The following is a 19,868-nucleotide window of genomic DNA, read 5'->3' as shown; positions in this document are numbered from 1 at the left end:
CTGCAGGAACTGCCCGTGACTGAAGGCGACGGCCTGAATTGGTTGCGAATACTTGCTGAACATGGACAGGGCGTCCCGCGCACGCCCAATGAACATCGAGAAGGACTCGGCGCCTGGGCCGTCTATGTAGGTGGGGTCTCCCCGCTCCCAGTAGTCGCAAACCCAGCGCATCCTCTCAGTAACGGTCGTTCCTGCGCAACGTGCCGGGCAAAGATAGGTGAATTCGTGGATGGGGACCTTCTGGATACGCACTCGGCACCGCTCTGCAGTGGGTGTTGCAGTTTGAACAGCCCTCAAGAAGGGCGAACTCCAGATTGCTCCTACTGGCGAGGCGACCGTCGACCTTGAGAATTGTTCTGCTTGCGAATGCCCTGCCGTCGTGAGTGGAATGGTTGCAGGGTGAAAGGTTGCAGAACCGGCATTCGCGGCACTTTGAGCGTGTCTGATTAGAGTGAGCATTGCATTTCAATCGAGTTCTCGGCTCCGGTCCTAAATCAGCGAGGTCAACAACTTACTCTACGCCCGCTTCGATGATCGAAGGCCACGGCGCGTGCGCTTTGTGCCCAGGATCAGATCTGCATTTGCGTCCAAGAACATACCCATATCGCTGCGGCGCTGAAGAACCTTCGCAGGTATCTCGAGATTCAACTTCCTGGCGATGGATACCGCATAGCTGATTTGAGCGGAGGTGGGAGGCTTCAGGTCCCAGTCGAGTGAGTCCGACAGGACCGGCAAGAGTCGTGCGGCGACCCTAGCTGCAAATTCTTCGCGCTCGGGGTTATGAGCAAGCCGCAACCATTGCTCATGTAAGGACTCAAGCACACCAGCCGGGGCACCTAAGTCCAGCAGGAGGTCGTAATCCGGATCGATTAGAAGCAGTGCCATGGCCTTGCCTGCTGATACCTATAGGTAGTCTACCTTTAGGGTGGTAGCTATAGAAGTAGCTCAACGCCAATCCTGTAGCCATGCAGGAACAAAATATAGCCCACCGGCTTGGGGCCGCCATTCGGACAAGCCGCCTGGCCACGGGGTCGAGCCAGGAACGTTTCGCAGACGCGATTTCAATGCATCGCGCCTATTACAGCGCGATCGAGCGAGGCGAGAAGAACATCACCATCGTCACATTGGCCCGCCTCGCCGACGGCCTTGGGCTCAGGCCGTCCGAACTTTTGGCTGCAGCTGGTCTGTAGTGCAGCTAGGCTTGAGGGTAGGGCTACCGTGGCACCCGCCGAACCTGCGGTTCGTCCGCTACGCGGCATGTGAGGGAGCCTCCGCCCATCAGCCTCAGCCGGAGGAAGGAGGCTTCGGCTGAGCAGATGTCGGCAGACGACGTCGTATAAGTGTCAAGCCGCTCGGTGTCGGCCTGCACGCGCTTCATTACGCCTGGGCACATCAAGCCATGGTTGCCTCGTGCCGAGTGCCCGGCTGTGGGGCGGTCTTGTCCTGGCGGGCCTCCTACAGCCGATGCCTCCCTGTATTCAGGTTCGTTGGCGCGGCCACGGTGCTAGAGCAGACTGAGCGAGAGCCGAGGGACATTGGCATTTGACGGATAGTCATAAATAAGGCCCGGTGCCTCTACAGGCCAAGCGCTCGCTCGTATTGAGGACAACCAGCGAGGCAACCCGACGGGCATGACCAGCGCCCTTCTTTTTTTTTGGGGGGGGGCGGGACCCCGGCTAGTCCCGTCTGGCGCTGCTCATCCACAAAATCACCGCCCCGTCGCCGGACTGGCAGTAGGACGCTCGCCAACCGACCGGGCCCGTGACTTCTCCGGGCGGGCTAATAGTCGAAAAGTAGGGGAGAGGGCGCGCGCCTTGCGAGCCGGGTTGCACGTCATCCCTTTTACTTGTGAGCGCGCGCAGAATCTGCAGCTGCGTCACTCCTCCTGCAACCTTCGGCCGCCTCTTCTGCCTGCCTGGATCGAATCGACGCTTGCCTCAGGCATAGCGCCTAGCTGACCCAATTTTTCCCTCGATTCGCGATACGACTTGTAGAACTGGGCCCACTTGTTGAATCCGCCCAACTCGCCGATCGCCCGGATCAGGGCGACATGTGACGAAGTCAGCAAGGCAACCTGAGACTCAAGCTCGGAGATATACAGGTCGCGATCTGCTAGCGCACTGGCGGCTGCGTCACCAGCCAACTTGGCAGGCCTGCCACGCCACTGACGGAACTCAGCCTGCCGCTGCTGGTAAACAGACAGAAGCCTGCTACGTTCCACGTTCCGCGTAATTGATGACGCCGCGTTGATCTTTGGATGTAGTCGCGCGACGGCCCGCGCAGTGATGTCCTGATCCCGCGCCAGGAGATCATCAAGCACCGAGAGCATTTCCGACTCCTGGTCAGTCCTGCCACGATCAGAGTTGTCATTAATCATCCAAAACTCCCTTCGGTGTAGGAAGTGAAAGGTCCCGGCCTTCTGGAAATGGCCTATCGCCAGGGGATGTGGCTAACAGCGTACGCACTCCCGCCAGCCTGACCTTCGCGTGATGAATCTGATTGGTTCGACCCGGGCTGCTAGAGCACCTTGACTCTGCAGCCTCAACAGTCGCGACAAGCTTGAGCTCTAGGGTCTGCAGATGGCGCCGATTCTCAGGTAGGTTGGTGGCGGAAAGATGCCTGCAGCCAGAGAAGCACTCAAGGTGCTTGGGGCATGGATCTACCGTGAAGCTATTTAAGCAGTGACCATAGGGCGTGGCATGAAATCCATCGGCTTCCGCCTTCAGGAAATCGAACGCAGCAGCGTCGCCCTCACTGCTCTGGATTCGCTTGAATGCGCTCACAATGGGCCCGCTTGCGCGGCCCAACTTAATCAACCTGGCCACGATGGACGCCTTCTCGCCCAGTGCTGTTTCTACCTCGTCTGGAAGCTCTATCTGATCAAGCTCTTCAGCCAAGCTGCGGTGATCGTACTCATAGCTCTGAGCTACGCTACGGCGGTTGAACCGCTTTGAGATGATTGTGTCCGCAACACCAAGCCTGAAGAGCTCAGTATTTTGAAGATGACGGAGAGAGTGCGAGGTTAGAACAAGCTCCTTGTCCGCTGGAGAGTCACTGTAGCGTTCAAAAAGTGTATTGCGAGATTTCTGCTCGCCCAGGCTCATATTGACCAAACGTTCGTCTGGCCTTCCTATGGAGAAATAGCGGGTTACATCGCAGACCCCTCCGTTTCGCTCTTCACTTAGCGACCGCTTTGGATGCAGGAAAAGGAACTCCCAAGGAGCAAATTTGCGGTCCTCAAGGTCGTATGCTGCCGTGTCTGGAAGCTTTGAAGCGGCCGCCGCACGAAGGTGGCTCTCAACGTCATGAATCCTCACGAATGCAGATCGGAGATCGCGCCAAGCGGTACTTAGGGAGATAGCCTCCCCATTTTCACTCCTAAGCGACAGAGCACCGCGGTCTCCACCACTGTCTGCCCCTGCCATGCGACGGAAGTACATCTTGGCGGCCGCGCTCACCTCTCCTTGAGAGTTCGTGCTCATCTGCTCCTGCAGAGACTGGATTTCAGAGAAACTCTCGACCGTGTATTGACGTCGACACCGCTCAATGAGACCACTCTTTTGAACCTCACTCAGATCAAGCCAGAAAGGATTTCCCGTGAGATAGGTGTAAATCTTCGTGGCGGGAACGATCTCATCCAACTGGAAGTCTGGAAGAAGGCGTTCTGTACTTACTTGCCGGCGAAGTGTATTTCGAAGAGGATCGGTGATTGCAGCCGCCCGCGCGAGCGTATCCGAAACAATGTCTTCGAACATCTTCGGCACGTAGTGACTTGCCTCGGTGAGCAGTGAGCTTCTTGCGTTCTTTGTCTGTTGCTTCTCTGCAAAATGCCGAATCATCAATGAATGCGAGTACCCGCCCAGTTCGCCTGCAGGGCGATACCTCGAGTCGTAGTAGTGTCTCTCCGTACGCCAATCCGCGGGGAGTAGAACTGCCTCGCCAATTCTAAATCCGGTCAGCATCATTGTTCGAATGGCTGCGAATCTAAGCTCATCCATGAATGTGATTGGCTGCTCAGTCATCACGATTCTTACTAGCTCCCAGAACGCTCGCCGCTCCGGAAGGCGCTCAGCCTTCTTGCGTTCCTCAAGGCTGTGCTTGATTTCAGGCTTCGATTTCAGGAAATTGGAGCGCCGAGGGGTACGGGTCTGGAGACGTGATGAAGCAAGGGCAGGGTAGAGCGGTCCCGAGTCCGTCAAGTGGTTGTTGTCGAGGAGATCGTGAGTCAGTCCGGCGATCAAGTCGCCAAGCTTTCCTGAGGCCTGAACTTCCTTTCCGATAGTGATCGCCAAGGCCATGTCATCGACTGTAGCTTGCCACGGGTCTATGGTAGCCAAGCAGGTCGCAACCACTCGCAGGGGCCTAACAACATTGTTGGCGACGTGGCCTGACGAGTTCCTTCGAACGAACAGTTGCTGCATCACCGCGGCTTTGATGAGGTCCTGCCATGGCAGGGAAAAGGTTACAGGATGCATCACTGGAAGGCCGTTAGACGAGCGCATGCGATTTAGGGCGCTCAGCGCAGATGGATCAGAGGATAGGTGGCGCAGGCGGTGCGTAGGCGCTACACCGCCTGCAAGACTTGTCAGATCCCACTCATGACCCTTCACTGCGGTCCCCGAATGATCGAGCGGAATCTCCCACCCCAAACCGTGCGTAGTTGCCAGCTGCATTCCATGCTGTACAAATGCATCGAAGTGGACTTTCATGAGGGTTCCCCCTCAATTTCGACTACGACCGCCTGAACCTCCGCGATTGTTCGCTCGAGCTGCAAGTAGACCGGCGACACGGCATCCCCCCGGGAAGACTCATGAAAGAATCTCGCAACCTCACGCAGGTCACCTAGTACCTTCAAGTGCATCGGAAGACTCTGGATCGGCATGAATTTGGGGCAGCCATAGCATGACAAAATTGGATTGTAAGGGCATGCAGGCTGACCAGAAGTGCACCCCCCAATCCCGGCGATTGCCACTCCATGAGGCGCGCCGCCGATCTGCTGCGAGTCCTTTAGGAGTGCCAGCTCTTCTGCACTGATAAATCTGTCATGGGCAATGCGGGCAACTCGCTGATATATCTCTGATATCCCAAGAGCCGAATTCACCCGTTCAGCTTGATTTGCAGACGTCTCGTAGTAGACCAGCGCGGTCGTGCTGTCTGAGTGACCGAGGAACTCTGCTAGCTCATCATGACTCGCTCCGGCATCAACCAGGCGCTGGGCAGCCGTATGGCGGAGGTTGACCGCTGTTGCCTCCAACTTGAGCCTGGTACGGAGCAGGGCGCTGATTTGACGGGTTGCCCCATAGGCGGAATGGATGCCAAACAGTCTATCGGGCCCGCCCGCGTTGTCCGTTCGCAGCTGATTTTCGATTTGGACAAATAGCGAAGTCCATTCGCTCTTTACACGCCTAACCAGAGGCTTGGTAGTGCTGGACGCCCGTTGCTTAACCATTCTAAAAGTGATGTAGGCGGAGGTGAAGCTCTCCCCAGGATTATCCCGAATCTTTAGATCGCGAAGTGAGAGAAACGCGATCTGAACAGGGCGCATTCCAAACTGATACGCACAGAGCAACATTGCCGCTTCCTGGGCTTCCTTCAGCGAGAGCCGCCCGCTGCCAGACTCCGCTGCTGCCTCGTCCAAGAATCGAACTATCGAAGCTTCCTCGTTAACAGAGACAAATGCGCGACCCGATCTGACGACAGCGTACTTGTCCTTGAAAGGAAGGGGTAGGGCAGATATCAACTCAAAATAGGACTCGGACCACCCACCAAGTCGATGTTTGCAGAGCAGTTGCAAGATTGACTTTGCACAGGCGTATGCCTCGGTGGGAAGTTCTCGAGAGAAGAATACTGACCAGAAGACACCAGCCTGGACGGGCGCAAGCGTTGAAATCTCCGATAGCCCTGCATCTCCTATTGCCTTGCTTCCGAGCACATACTTCACTGCTGTTGTTGGAGCACGCCCTTGTGCCAGAAGATTCACGAAAACGTGCTTTATCAAAAGCGCATGAGGAACCGATAGATGGTCGAGTCCAACAGTGATGGCTCGCCCATCAACGTAGACCACAAAGCTAGAGACCTCTTGGAAATCCCGAATTGATCGCTGCTTCTCATCGAAGTCATCGTAATAGCGGACCATCTGCGGCAACGCAGGGAGCTGGTCCACTATCGAGGAAGCATTACGATCAGCTGCCGAACGCGCAGTCGTTCTTTTCATCACGCTTCTCTCCTAAAGAGAGGGGCTCTAAGGTATCGCCCTCAACACCGCCATCCTTTCATCCAACGAATCATTCCATACCGTCGACAGGCGATCCTCGAATACCGCTCCGGCGTACCGGATGGGCATTTGGGACTCCCTGGACCAGCCGAAGAAGGATCTTAATTTTTGTAGCGCCTCCTCCATGGAGTCACCTTGTCTCAGTAGCTGGTTGAGTCTCACCACAGCACAGGTATGTCGCAGGTCGTGCGGCGTCACAGTCGAACGCCCGTTTCTGTCGACCAGCTCCTTGATAGTTCTAGGGGGAAGGCTGGCAGAGATCTTTGCGAAGATTTTTGTTAGAGACTCCGTGGACAAAGGAGTGTCTTGCTGAGTGTTTAGAAGGAAAGGGTGGTCAGGCTTCCCCCGGTAGTTTTCAACGTAAGACTGGACGACTCCTGCAGTCGCCGCGCTCACTGGCAATTGGCGAATTGCGTTTGAAGACTTGATGCTTGGGCGAGAGTAGCGCGAGTCAAGTTCATCATCTGCGTACTGGCTGACTGAGACATTCAACCAGTGCCGAGTCCGCTGTTGACGTTCGTCGAACGCACTATTGATCACATCAGCCGATAAGAGCATCAACTCGCCGCGGCGAAGCCCTTGATGAAGCATCAGCATGAATGCCACGAAGGCTAGCCATCGGCCACGCTGCCTTGAGAACGGGTTGATCCGGGACTCAGGATCAAGCATCTCGTACAGAGCTTCGATCACAGCAGCGGGGAGGGATCGAATTCGGCTGGTCTGCCTTCCTTTCCGAACATGTAGCTGGCCGTAGAGCGTGGTCAGTCGATGAAGCTGCCCGTCGATGCGTCGAAGTCTCTCGATGGGTAGGCTTGTCTTAGAAAGCCAAGTCACGACCGTCGTCACAAACACCAATCCGGTCCTCCACCGCGCTTCATCGGCTGATGTCGGTTCAGCCCGATTCCGGATGGATATGAACCAAGATTCCAGTATTTCAGCGAGCCGAACCTCGTCGAGGTCACCAATCGCGTCGTCTAAGGAGCACGCTCCAAATAGCCCGTCAGCGTGGCAATAGAGGCTTTCCACGTATCTAAGCCGCTTGATCTGCGTCGACACAGCCGCTCCTGATCCAGACATTGACGCCCAGACGGTAGCCCAGTAGCGCGGCAGGTTGTAGCGACTATCAACGATCAAAGGTCCCCGCAGAGAGCTAGGAACTTGGGTGTCAGTCAACTGTCTCAGCACGAGCTCGTCCTGGGAGGGCAACGTCATTTGTACTATTTGTTAGGTTGCTGTTGCAGTCAAACCTAGGCAAGATCCCGTAAGACGCAACACCTCCATAAGTACCACTTTTTCGCATAATGTATATTATGTTAAACATTGCCCGGTACTACGGAGGGCTGATCCGCCTCCTGCTGGCATCGCTGTTGCCTCTCCGAGGTTCCAAGGACAAAGCGAGCATTGATGCATGTGCCAGGACCTGGACGGCGACCGCATGACCCCCGCGGGTTGAAGGCGTATTCGCAGGGGCACAGCCCCTACATCCCGTCACTTGCAGGCGGCGTAGACCTGATCCTCCATCTGGCGGCTGATTTCAAAGGATCGATTCACCCCGGCCGCACGATACACCGCGTCCCGTCGATCTTTCGCCGCTTGGCAAAGCCCCGGGTCTCTATACTGACTGACTACTGCGCCGCTGCCACCGCTTCGCGCCGGAGCCTGATACGAGCGCCCTTGCGCCCGGATTCGATTTTGTTGGCGGATGCGCTCCAAGCGGGCCTGATTGGCGTACGTCTCAGGCTGCGGAGTGGCGTCCCACGACTTACGCGGCGCGCCATTAGGGCAAGGCGCCGACTGGTAGGTTGTCTTTCCGCCCTCAATGCATTTATGCACCTGTTGCGCAGATGCTGAGCCAGCAACCATTGTTGCCAGCAATAGAATCGCTCTAACGTCCATGTAGCCCCCTATAGCTGGGGCATGATAAACCTGCCTAGGCCGGAGGTCACGCTGAGGTCGCAATCATGACGCGCTCTCCTGCGGCGATTCGCACACCGTAAGCCTCAGCCGTGACACGAAATCCCATGGCGCGGATCTGCGTCATTCCAGCTGCTCGATAACCTTATTGCCATCGTTGGAAATCTACTAAATCCACGCCCTTTCACCACTGGACACAGTCGCCAGGATGCCAGGACGAATGCGGCATCTATCGCCAATTTCGGCGATGTATACGGCTGACGACAGCTGTTACCTGGCCTGCTGGCTGATGGGTGGCACCACGAACTGCCATGGCCGCCAATACGTTCTTGCCGCCTTCCTCGCAAACCTCAGTGTTTTCGGCACCCGGCGCGTACCCGTCATACAGTGGGAGAATTGCAGGGTCGTACCTAAAGGGTTTGGCCCCTACCCGCTCAAACTTTCCGGGAGACATGCGCATCCCGAACCTAAGCTGCCTCTAGTTCGCTGAATATCTGGAGCGGAATCCGCACCAGTAGCAAATTGCAAAGCGGGCACCCGCTGCTTCCGGCGATACCGCCCGGGCAGTGGCGCTACCTGCTGGTCGGCGAGAAGTTCTGAGCTCCACGCGTCTTTCGCCACTTGATCCACGCGACCGCGGCGACGAAGAAGACGCTGCACAGGTAACTGCCTTCCGGCCCTTGCGCGCCACCGGTCAGGGTGTCGAGGCCTTGCGGGCGCAGCGCCACCAGCAGCGCCGGCAAGTGCGTATCGATGCCGGTAACAGGCAGTTCGAAGCCGGTCGCGAGCAACCAGTTCCACCCCGCGTGCCAGCCCATCACGCCCCAGATATTGCCGGTCCGCAGCGCCCAGGCGCAGGCGAACAGCGAGAACAGGAACGTGCCGAGCATGACCCGGGGCGGCTGGTGCGGACTGAAATGCAGGAAGCAGAAAGCGAGCGACACCAGCAGCACTGCCACCGTGACATTGGTCTTGCGCGCCACCACGGACAGCATCCAGCCGCGGAAGATGACTTCCTCCACGCTCGCCTGGAACATGAAACTCAATAGCAGTAGACCGATGTGCAGCAGGCTGACGGGCGACCGCCAGGCCTGCCCCAAGCCCGCCGCCTGCATGCCGCCAGCCATCCAGATCGCGACTACGACCAGCGCGATCGTGCCGAATCCAACGGCTAGTCCGCGCAGGAAGGTTTTCAGCGGTGCCGGACCGGTCAGTCCGATACTCGCCAGCGTGCGCCCTTCGACGAAGCGTACCCAGGCGAGCACGGCCGCCAGCGTCGGCGCGAAGCCGATCCACAGCAGCGCATACAAGCCAGCGAGACCGATCGGATCGCCGCCCGGCGTCGACCATTGCTGTGACTGCATCCACCCGTCCAGCGCGATCACCGGTACCGCGTTGAACAGGATCATCAGGATCGGCGTCAGCCAGGCCCAGGGCAGCCAGCCGCGGGCCGGATCGGGCAAATACAGGGCAACGGGGGTCATGCAGGGCACCAGGTCGACGTAATCGTCGCTGCAAGGTGCCGTCCGCGCGGGGGCGTGGCAACCGGTTTGCGACCAAGCCACAGAAGCCGCCGATGAATCACCCGGATCGCCGACGAAATGGCGCTGAGTCGTCGCCCGTGGTGTCCGCTTTGCAAGGCGTCGACATTCGGATGAATGTGTTCCTCAACGAGCACAACATCCGGACCGTAATTACGTCATATCCGCTTCCAGCCACATCGCCCCGGGAAGCTCATCCTCGGCCACTACCCCTTCAAAGCGCGGACGAGCAAACCAGTATCCCTGCATCAGCTCGATGCCGAGATCGGAAAGGCAGCGCGCCTCGTCAGCGGTTTCTATCCCCTCGGCGATCACGTCAATTGCCAGCGCTGCACACATGGACACCACACCGGCAACGATGGCGCGCCGTGAGGCGCTCCGGTCAACCCCGCGGATCAAGCCCATGTCCAGCTTGACCATGTCGGGCTGGAAATCGGCCAGCAGGTTCAGGCCGGCAAAGCCGGCACCGAAATCATCGATGGCCGTCTTGAAGCCGATCCGTTTGTACTCGGTGAGGATCTCGGCCAGCCACTTGCCGTCGTTGATCTGCTCGCCTTCAACGGTTTCGAAGATGATCCGCTCGACCGGAAAGTCGTGTCGTCGCGCAGCCTCCAGGGTGGAGCGGATGCACAGTTCGGGCCGGTAAATGGCGTTGGGCAGGAAGTTGATCGACAGATGCGAGGGCATCTTCAACCGGGCGGCGATCTCGATAGCCTTGGCACGGCATGCCTGGTCGAACACGTAACAGTTATCGGCGGTCACCCGGGACAGCACCGAGTTGGCCGGCTCGCCTGCCGGGCCGCGCACCAAGGCCTCATGGGCGAAGACCTGTCTTGTGCGCATATCGACGATGGGCTGGAACGCATAGCTGAACGCGAACGACAGCGGCTCGGCGTCACGACACAGCGCACATTGGGTGCGCTTTTGGGCGGAGGGCATGCGCTGGGTTCCTGCACGCGATGGCGGGCGAGCATAGCCGATGCGTGTCAGGACCGCGTCGACGCCTGGGCGAGCATCCCACCGCCCTGGCGCCTCCTGCGGGAAGGGTGGCCTTCACAGCTACCACGGCACCCCCAATGCAACTATGAGGGCCGCGACCTGCCCCCCATCGGTAACCTATGCCCCACCTTCGTCGTCTTTTTGGCCGTTGGCTGCGTCTGCGTCGTCTTGTCCGTTGGCGCTGGCGGGAGCGCCAGGCCTCGGCGCCGGCCATCGAGGCCACCGAGGGCCCCCTGCGCGCCGCGCTGTACAGCGTTGAACAGATGGAGGTGTACGGCCGCGCCCTTGCGCGCCAGCACCGGGTGCGGATGCGGCCTGGCGCAGAGCGCCTGCTCGATCGCCTGCAGGCCAACGAGCGTGTCCTGGAAGACGCCAACACGCTGCTCAGCAGCGTGGTGCGTGAACAGCGGCCGGTCACCCCCGCCGGGGAATGGCTGCTCGACAACTACTACCTGATCGAAGAACAGATCCAGACCGCGCGACGCCATCTGCCGCGCGGCTACAGCCGTCAGTTGCCTTCACTTGTCGCCGGCCCCTCGGCCGGCCTGCCGCGTGTGTATGAACTGTCGATGCAGACCATCGCGCACGGCGACGGTCGCATCGACGCCGATACCCTGGGCCGTTTCATCGCCTCCTACCAGTCGCTTGCTCCCCTGAGCCTGGGTGAACTGTGGGCGGTCCCCATCATGCTGCGCCTGGCGCTGCTCGAAAATCTGCGGCGCATGGCCGCCCGGGTGATGCGCGATGGCACGGACCGCAGCCTGGCGGCGCAATGGGCTGAGGACCTCAATCGCGCGGCGTCCGACACCCCGACCGAGGTGGTCCTGGTGGTGGCCGACATGGCCCGCTCCGAGCCGCCCTTGACCGGTGCCTTCATCGCCGAGCTGACCCGCTCGCTGCAGGGGCGCGGCGGCGCGTGGGCCATGCCCATCGCCTGGCTGGAACAGTGGGCCGCCGCGGCCGGGCAGCGCATCGATGAACTGGTCGCCGCCGAGGGCCAGCAGCAGGCGGCCGACCAGGTCTCCATCGGCAACAGCATCGGCAGCCTGCGCTTCCTCTCCACCATGGATTGGCGCACCTTTGTCGAAGACATGAGTGTGGTCGAGCAGCGGCTGCGGGAAGACCCGATGGCCGTCTATCCGCAGATGGATTTCGGCACCCGCGATGCCTATCGCCATGTCGTAGAGAAGATCGCGCGCGGGAGCCGCGTTGCGGAAGAACGCGTTGCGACCATCGCGCTGGATCTGGCACGCACGGCTGCGCCGCACGATGGGCCACGTACGCACGTGGGCTATTGGCTCGTGGGCGAAGGCGCCTCGGCCACCGTCGACGCAGTGGCCGAGGCAGCGCCACGGCACCGCAAGGCCCGGCGACTGGCGCACCGCGTGCCCCTTGCCCTGTACCTGCTGCCGATTGCCCTGCTGGCGGTGGTGGCCACCGGCGGCCTGCTGGCATCGGGCAGTGGCGCGGTGCCCATCTGGCTGGCCGCGCTGCTCGGGCTTCTGGTGTTCAGCGAGCTGGGCATCGTCCTGGTGAACTGGACGGCGACGGTACTGGTCACGCCCAGGCCGCTGCCCAAGCTCGATTTCAACGAAGGTATCCCCGCCGCCTGCTCCACCGTGGTCGCGGTCCCCTCGATGCTGTCCAGTATCGAAGGCATCGATGTGCTGACCGAGGCGCTGGAGGTCCGCTTCCTGGCCAACCGCGATCCCCAGCTGCGCTTCGTGCTGCTGACGGACTTCCTCGACGCCGCGGCCGCCGAGACGCCGACGGACGACACCCTGCTTGCGCACGCCGTGGAGCGCATCGAGGAACTGAACAGTCGCTACGCGGCCGAGCGCGGCGATCGCTTCTATCTGCTGCACCGCCCCAGGCAATGGAACCCGGGCGAAGGGGTGTGGATGGGGCACGAGCGCAAGCGCGGCAAGCTGGCAGCGCTCAACGCCCTGCTCCGCCAGGGCGATGCAGCCGCATTCATGCGCACCGTCGGTGACACGGCCGCCTTGGTCGGCGTCCGCTACGTCATCACCCTGGATTCGGACACGCAGCTTCCGCGGGATGCCGCACGCGCCTTCGTCGCCACGTTGGCGCACCCGCTCAACCGCCCGCGCTTCGATCCGGCGCTGCAACGCGTGGTGGAGGGCTACGGCATCCTGCAGCCCAGCGTCGGCACCAGTCTGGGCACGCGCCGCACCTCGCGGTTTGCGCGGATGTTCGGCAGCGAGCCCGGCATCGACCCGTACTCGCGCATGGTCTCGGATGTCTACCAGGACCTGTTCGACGAAGGCTCGTTCGTGGGCAAGGGCATCTATGACGTCGAAGCGTTCGAGCATGCGCTCGAGGGCCGCCTGCCCGAGAACCGCATCCTCAGCCACGACCTGCTGGAAGGCTGCTATGCCCGTGCTGGCCTGGTCAGCGATGTGCGCCTGTACGAGGACTACCCCGAACGCTACGCCGCCGATGCCAAGCGCCGTGCGCGCTGGATCCGCGGCGACTGGCAGCTGTTGCCCTGGTTGATGCCGTGGACACCGCGCCCGGGATCGGGATGGGAACGCAACCGGCTCAGCCTGCTGTCGCGCGGCAAGTTGCTGGACAACCTGCGCCGGAGCCTGGTGCCGATCGCCGCCTTGGCCTTGCTGGTGGCGGGTTGGCTGTATGCCGAAAACCCGGCTGCGTGGACGGCATGGGTGCTGGCGCTGTGGTTCGCGCCGCCGCTGATCGGCATGCTGCGCGATGCGCTGAGCGTTCCGGACGACACGCCGCTGGAAGCGCACTACATCATGGTCGGGCGCGGCACGCTGCAGTCGTTGCTGCGCGCGGCCACCCAGGTCGCGTGTCTGCCCTACGAAGCGTTGCTGGCCGGTGGCGCGGTGCTGCGCACGCTCTGGCGCATGACCGTCACCCGCCGCCATCTGCTGCAATGGAACCCCTCCAGCGAAGTCGAGCGCCGCCTCGGTAGCGACCGCGGCGCGGAATGGCGGGTGATGGCGCCGGCGTCGGTGTTGGCGGTTGCGCTGGCGGCGGTCGTGGCCAGCGTGGCTCCGCAGGCACTGCCTGTCGCCCTGCCCCTGCTGTTGGCGTGGACCTTCGCGCCCGCGTTGATGGCGTGGCTGGGCCGACCGCCGGCCGCGAGCGTGGCCGAGCTTTCCGTGACGCAGCGGGCCTTCCTGGGCCGGCTGGCCAGGCGTACCTGGTCCTTCTTCCAGGCCTGGGTACGCGAGCAGGATCATTGGCTGCCGCCGGACAACATCCAGGAGCATCCCTCGCTGGTGGTGGCGCGGCGCACCTCGCCGACCAACATCGGCCTGTCGCTGCTGGCCAATCTGTCTGCATGGGATTTCGGCTGGCTCCAGCTGGGCGCGGTCGCCGAACGTACCGCGCTCACGTTCGATACGCTGGACCAGCTGCCGCGCCATCGCGGCCACTTCCTGAACTGGTACGACACCGAAACCCTCGCGCCGTTGCCGCCGCGCTACGTCTCCACCGTGGACAGCGGCAACCTGGCCGGCCACCTGCTGACCCTGCGGCAAGGCCTGCTCGCGCTGGTGGACGCGCCGGTACTGGCGCCGCACACCTTCGACGGCCTGGCCGATACGCTCGGTGTGCTGGAAGAGGAACGGCAGCGTCATCGCTCTGCTGACGCGCCACTGGGCGAGGCACTCAACCACCTTCGCCAGCGCCTGGCCTCAACGCGTACCGACCCACCCCGTGGGACGGCGCAGCTGCTCGCCCGGTTGCAGGAGCTGGCCGGTCTGGCCGATGCCGTGCTGTCGCAATGGCCGGCACCGCCAGCGCCCGAGGAAGGTGCGCTGCACTGGCCGGCCCTGTTCGCTGCCGAATGCCACGCCGCGCACGCGACACTTGCCAACCTCCCGGCCGATGCCGGCGCGGACGACGAGGCGCCAGTACCGAGCCTGCGCCAGCTGGCCGCCCTGCCCGGCTCCGCCGGTGCGGACGCGCGCGCGCGCATCAAGCAGCTGCAGGCGCTGGCGCACCGCGCCGGGCAGTTCTCGCTGATGGAATACGGCTTCCTGTTCTACCGCACCCGCAACCTGCTCTCGATCGGCTACAACGTCGACGACCATCGCCTGGACAACAGTTTCTACGACCTGCTGGCGTCCGAAGCGCGGCTGTGTGCCTTCGTCGCCATCGCCCAGGGCCAGTTGGCGCAGGAGAGCTGGTTCGCGCTCGGGCGGATGCTCACCGAGGTCAACGGCACACCGACGCTGTTGTCGTGGAGTGGCTCGATGTTCGAGTACCTCATGCCGCAGCTGGTGATGCCCAGCTATCCGGACACGCTGCTCGACCAGACCGCGCGGCATGCGGTGGAGGCGCAGATCGTCTACGGCCGCACCTTGAATCTGCCGTGGGGCGTGTCCGAGTCGGGCTATAACGCTGTGGATGCGCGCCTGAACTACCAGTACCGCGCGTTTGGTGTGCCCGGGTTGGGGCTCAAGCGCGGCTTGGGCCAGGATCGGGTGATTGCGCCCTATGCCAGCATGATGGCGCTGATGGTGGCGCCGGAGGCGGCGTGCCAGAACCTCCAGGCACTCGAAGGGCTGGGGTTCTCCGGGCGCTTCGGTATGTACGAGGCGATCGACTACACCCCCGCCCGGGTGCCGCCGGGGCAGGAACACGTGCTGCTGCGTTCGTTCATGGCCCACCACCAGGGCATGGGCCTGCTGTCGCTGGATTACCTGTTGCGCGACCAGCCGATGCAGCGCCGTTTCGTTGCCGATACCGAGTTCCAGGCGACCTTGCTGCTGCTGCAGGAACGCATTCCGCGCATCGGCGTGTTCCATCCGCATGAGGTCGAAGCCCTGGGCGAGCACTCGGCCATGGCCGAGCACGAGACCTCCCTGCGCGTCCTGCGCGACCCGGCGGGCCCGCGCCCGGAAGTGCAGCTGCTTTCCAACGGGCGCTACCACGGCATGCTGACCCATGCCGGCGGCGGCTACAGCCGCCACGGCGACCTGTCGCTCACCCGCTGGCGCGAAGACGGCACCACCGATGCCTGGGGGTCGTTCTGCTACCTGCGCGACGTGGACAGCGGCGAGTTCTGGTCTGCCGCCTACCAGCCCACCTGCGTGGCGCTGGACCATTACGAGGCGATCTTCTCCGACGCCAAGGCGGAGTTCCGCGGTACCCGCCGCGGCTGCGAGAGCCACCTGCAGGTCGCCATCTCCGCCGAGGACGACATCGAGCTCAGGCGCCTGCGCCTGACCAACCGCGGCCGTCGCCAGCGCACGGTGGAAATCACCACCTATGCCGAAGTGGTGCTGGCGCCCGCAGCGTCCGACGATGCGCATCCGGCCTTCAGCAACCTCTTCGTGCAGAGCGAGATCCTGGCCGCCAAGCAGGCCGTGCTCTGCACGCGCCGGCCCCGTTCGCACGACGAAGTGCCACCGTGGATGTTCCATCTGGTCGCGGTGCATGACGCCGAGGTGGTGTCGATCTCCTACGAAACCGACCGTGCGCGCTTCCTGGGGCGTGGCAACACGCCGCGGACCCCGCAGGCGTTGACCACCGATATCGACCTCTCCGGCACGGACGGCTCGGTGCTCGACCCGATCGTGGCCATCCGCGTGCGGGTGGTGCTGGAGCCCGAGCAGACCGTGCAGCTGGACATGGTGTTTGGCATCGGCGCCGACCGCACCGGGTGCGAGGCGATGGTCGACAAGTACCGTGATCGTCGCCTGGCAGACCGCGTCTTCGACCTGTCCTGGACACACAGCCAGGTGGTGCGCCGGCAGATCAACGCCAGCCAGGCCGAGGCCTCGCTGTACGAGCGCCTGGCCAGCCACGTGCTGTATGCCAATCCGCTGCTGCGCGCGGGCGACGCCGTCCTGCAGCAGAACCAGCGCGGACAATCCGGGCTGTGGGGCCATGCCATCTCCGGCGACCTGCCCATCGTGCTGCTCAAGGTCGCCGACGCGGAGAACGTGGAACTGGTCAGGCAGCTGGTGCAGGCGCACGCGTATTGGCGCCAGAAGGGACTCAACACCGATCTGGTCATCTGGAACGACAGCAAGGCAGGCTATCGGCAGGAACTGCAGGATCAGATCCTGGGGATGGTGGCCGCCAGTTCGGAGACGGGCCTGCTCGATCGCCCCGGCGGCATTTTCGTGCGGCCGGTGCAGAACATGAGCCACGAGGACCGCGTTCTGCTGCAGGCGGTGGCACGGGTGGTGCTCAGTGACGAGGACGGCACGCTGGCGGCGCAGGTGGGGCGCCAACCGCTGCCCGTGCGGCGCATTCCGGCCCTGGTGCCGCAGGCGGAGCAGCAGGAACTGGCCCTGGCGATGGAAGAGAAGCCCGGGCTGCCCGTCGTCGCCGACCCGGGACCCGAACCCGGACTGCCCCCAGGTGTTGAGCACGACGAAGAGGTGGACGACCCGTGGCCGTTCCTTCCGTATCGCGGCGCCGGCCGATTCGACAACGGCACCGGCAGTTTCAGCGAGGACGGCCGCGAGTACGTGGCGGTGGTACGCGAAGGTGCCCCGACCCCGGCCCCATGGGCGAACGTGATCGCGAACGCCCGTCTGGGCACGGTCGTCAGCGAGAGTGCACCGGGCTACACCTGGTTCGAAAACGCACACGAATTCCGCTTGACGCCCTGGCTCAACGATCCGGTGTCCGATACCGGCGGCGAAGCCTTCTACGTGCGCGATGAGGACACCGGCCGTGTCTGGTCGCCGATGCCGCTGCCATGCCGGGGCACCGGTGCGTACCGTACCCGCCATGGCTTCGGCTACACGGTCTACGAGCACATCGAAGACGGCATCGCCAGCGAGTTGTGGGTCTTCGTCGATGTCACTGCGCCGCTGAAGTTCTCGGTCCTGCGCTTGCACAACCTGTCGGGCCGGCCACGGCGGCTGTCGGCCATCGGCTACGTGGAATGGGTCATGGGTGACCTGCGCCCGAAGTCGCGCATGCACGTGGTCACCGAACGCGACCCGCAGACCGGGGCGCTGCTGGCGCGCAACAGCTACAGCACCGAGTTCGGCGGCCGGATGGCCTTCTTCGACACCGATGCCGAGGGCTGCGGCTGGACCTGTGACCGCCTGGAGTTCATCGGCCGCAACGGCGGATTGCACGCCCCTGCGGCGTTGCGTCGCGAGCGTCTGGATGCACGGGCCGGTGCGGGCATGGATCCCTGCGCGGCGATCCAGGTGCCGCTTGAGCTGGCGCCGGGCGACCGCAGTGAAACCACGTTCCGCCTTGGCGCGGGGCGCGACCGCGAGGAAACGCTGGCATTGGCAAGAAGCCGCCAGGGCAATCAGGAAGCCATCGATGCGTTGGATGCCCTGCGGATCCACTGGCGCAATGTACTGGCCACGGTGCAGGTCCGCACGCCGGATCCGGCGTTCGACGCACTCGCCAATGGCTGGCTGGTCTACCAGACCCTGGGCTGCCGCTACCTGGCACGCAGTGGCTACTATCAATCCGGCGGCGCGTTCGGCTTCCGTGACCAGCTGCAGGACGCGCTCGCCCTCGTACACGCGCGCCCGGACCTGACCCGCGAACACCTGCTGCTCTGCGCGGCACACCAGTTCACCGAAGGCGATGTGATGCACTGGTGGCACCCGCCGCAAGGTCGCGGCGTGCGCACCCGCTGCTCGGACGACTATCTGTGGCTGCCCCAAGGCGCATGCCGCTACCTGGAGGTCACCGGCGACGCCAGCGTGCTGGACGAAGTGGTTGGCTACATCGAGGGCCGCGCGGTGACGCCGGAGGAGGAAGGCTACTACGACATGCCCACCCTTTCGGCACAGCGCGGCACACTCTATGCACACTGCGTCGTCGCGCTGGAACGCGGGTGCCGGTTGCTCGGCGAACGCGGGCTTCCGTTGATGGGCAGCGGCGATTGGAACGATGGCATGAACCGCGTCGGTGACCAGCAGCGCGGTGAAAGTGTGTGGCTCGGGTTCTTCCTGCATGACACGCTTCGCCGCTTCATCGGGCTGGCCAACGCGCGTGGCGATGCCGCCCGTGCGCAATGGTGCGAAGAACAGGCCGAACGCCTGCGCCAGAATCTGGAACAGCATGCCTGGGACGGCGCGTGGTATCGCCGTGCCTGGTTCGACAACGGCGCCATATTGGGCTCGTCACAGAATCAGGAGTGCCGCATCGATTCGATCTCCCAGAGCTGGTCGGTGCTGTCAGGCGTGGCCGCGCCTGAGCGTGCCACGCAAGCCCTGGATTCGCTGTACACGCATCTGGTGCGAAAGGACGCCAAGCTGATCCAGCTCCTCGACCCGCCCTTCGACCAGACCACCGAGGACCCCGGCTACATTCGGGGTTACGTACCGGGCGTGCGCGAGAATGGCGGCCAGTACACCCACGCGGCGGTGTGGGCGGCGATGGCATTTGCTCAACAGGGCGATGCAGTGCGTGCCTGGGAGCTGGCCGGCATGATCAACCCCCTGAACCACACGCTGGACGCCGAGGCGGTCCAGACCTACCGCGTCGAACCCTATGTGTTGGCTGCCGATGTCTACGCCGTGTCGCCGCACGTCGGGCGCGGCGGCTGGACGTGGTACACCGGGTCGGCCGGGTGGATGTATCGCCTGCTGGTGGAATCCCTGCTCGGTATCCGTCGCGACGGCGATCGTCTTTCGCTTGAACCTTGCCTGCCCGATCATTGGCCGTCCTTCGAACTGAGCTACCGCTTCGGGCGCAGCCTGTACGAGTTCGTGGTGACCCGCACTGCGCAGGGTCAGCCGACGCTGCATGTGGATGACGTCCTGCAGCCGGACCTGACCGTCCTGCTCCGCGACGACGGCCATTACTACCGTGTCGCGCTTGATCTGGGTGCACCTCCGGGATGAGCGTTCGTCCCGACATACAGGTGCAGCTTGATGCGCTGGCCGACAAGCTGGACCACTGGGTGGCGCGAGTGCGCCACCCAGCGCAATTCTGGCCGCAGTTTGAACAGCTGACTGGTGAGATTCTTGACCAATGCGCGAACATGGAGAGGGACCACGCGCGTGCATGTGTACAGGCCATGCTCGAACGCCACGCGCTGGATCTCCCGTCCTGGCACCAACGGGACGATACCCTGCCGCCGGGAACGCCGGGAGCGTGATGGCGCGAACGATCACGACGCCCCGTCGGATGGCGTCGTCGCATTGCCGTCC

The 19,868-nt window shown here is 62.7% G+C and carries 10 protein-coding genes; 3 read left to right on the top strand and 7 right to left on the bottom strand.

The features are described 5' to 3' along the window. Positions 1-516 precede the first annotated feature (516 nt). A complete protein-coding gene (locus NJD74_RS14065; protein ID WP_319624392.1) occupies positions 517-885 on the bottom strand; it encodes a hypothetical protein in 369 nt (122 codons plus the stop codon). A gap of 80 nt (positions 886-965) precedes the next feature. On the opposite strand from NJD74_RS14065, the gene NJD74_RS14060 reads away from it, so the two are divergent. Beyond that, positions 966-1,190, top strand: coding sequence for a helix-turn-helix transcriptional regulator (locus NJD74_RS14060; RefSeq protein ID WP_319624391.1), 225 nt, complete (start codon positions 966-968; stop codon positions 1,188-1,190). 686 nt (positions 1,191-1,876) lie between these two features. Here the strand turns inward: NJD74_RS14060 and NJD74_RS14055 are convergent. The 6 genes from NJD74_RS14055 to NJD74_RS14030 all read right to left on the bottom strand — a co-directional run bounded on the left by NJD74_RS14055 (position 1,877) and on the right by NJD74_RS14030 (position 10,668). Continuing rightward, positions 1,877-2,377, bottom strand: a complete 501-nt coding sequence (locus NJD74_RS14055) for a hypothetical protein (RefSeq protein WP_319624390.1) — start codon at positions 2,375-2,377, stop codon at positions 1,877-1,879. After that, positions 2,370-4,475, bottom strand: a complete 2,106-nt coding sequence (locus tag NJD74_RS14050) for a hypothetical protein (protein WP_319624389.1) — start codon at positions 4,473-4,475, stop codon at positions 2,370-2,372. The genes NJD74_RS14055 and NJD74_RS14050 overlap by 8 nt, the downstream gene beginning before the upstream one ends. Positions 4,476-4,705: 230 nt before the next feature. Then, entirely contained in the window at positions 4,706-6,214 is a 1,509-nt protein-coding gene (locus tag NJD74_RS14045; protein WP_319624388.1) for a site-specific integrase, read from the bottom strand. Between the two features lie 27 nt (positions 6,215-6,241). Then, positions 6,242-7,330 carry a site-specific integrase gene (locus tag NJD74_RS14040; RefSeq protein WP_319624387.1) on the bottom strand — a complete coding sequence of 363 codons (1,089 nt, stop codon included), beginning with the start codon at positions 7,328-7,330 and terminating at the stop codon, positions 6,242-6,244. A gap of 1,430 nt (positions 7,331-8,760) precedes the next feature. Continuing rightward, on the bottom strand, positions 8,761-9,672 hold the full coding sequence (locus tag NJD74_RS14035; RefSeq protein WP_319624386.1) for a type II CAAX endopeptidase family protein: 912 nt from the start codon (positions 9,670-9,672) through the stop codon (positions 8,761-8,763). Between the two features lie 210 nt (positions 9,673-9,882). Beyond that, complete coding sequence (locus NJD74_RS14030) at positions 9,883-10,668, bottom strand: EAL domain-containing protein (RefSeq protein WP_319624385.1); 786 nt, start codon at positions 10,666-10,668, stop codon at positions 9,883-9,885. A gap of 179 nt (positions 10,669-10,847) precedes the next feature. Here NJD74_RS14030 and NJD74_RS14025 point away from each other — a divergent pair, with 179 nt between their 5' ends. Both NJD74_RS14025 and NJD74_RS14020 read left to right on the top strand, forming a co-directional pair. After that, entirely contained in the window at positions 10,848-19,559 is an 8,712-nt protein-coding gene (locus tag NJD74_RS14025; protein ID WP_319624384.1) for a glucoamylase family protein, read from the top strand. Next, positions 19,556-19,816, top strand: coding sequence for a hypothetical protein (locus NJD74_RS14020; RefSeq protein WP_319624383.1), 261 nt, complete (start codon positions 19,556-19,558; stop codon positions 19,814-19,816). The genes NJD74_RS14025 and NJD74_RS14020 overlap by 4 nt, the downstream gene beginning before the upstream one ends. Positions 19,817-19,868 lie beyond the last annotated feature (52 nt).

The sequence above is a fragment of the Stenotrophomonas sp. RG-453 genome, assembly GCF_033843685.1.
GTDB classification, from domain to species: Bacteria; Pseudomonadota; Gammaproteobacteria; order Xanthomonadales; family Xanthomonadaceae; genus Stenotrophomonas; species Stenotrophomonas bentonitica_A.
The sequence above is the reverse complement of the archived record's forward strand: the minus strand, read 5'-3'. Positions and strand labels throughout refer to the sequence as shown.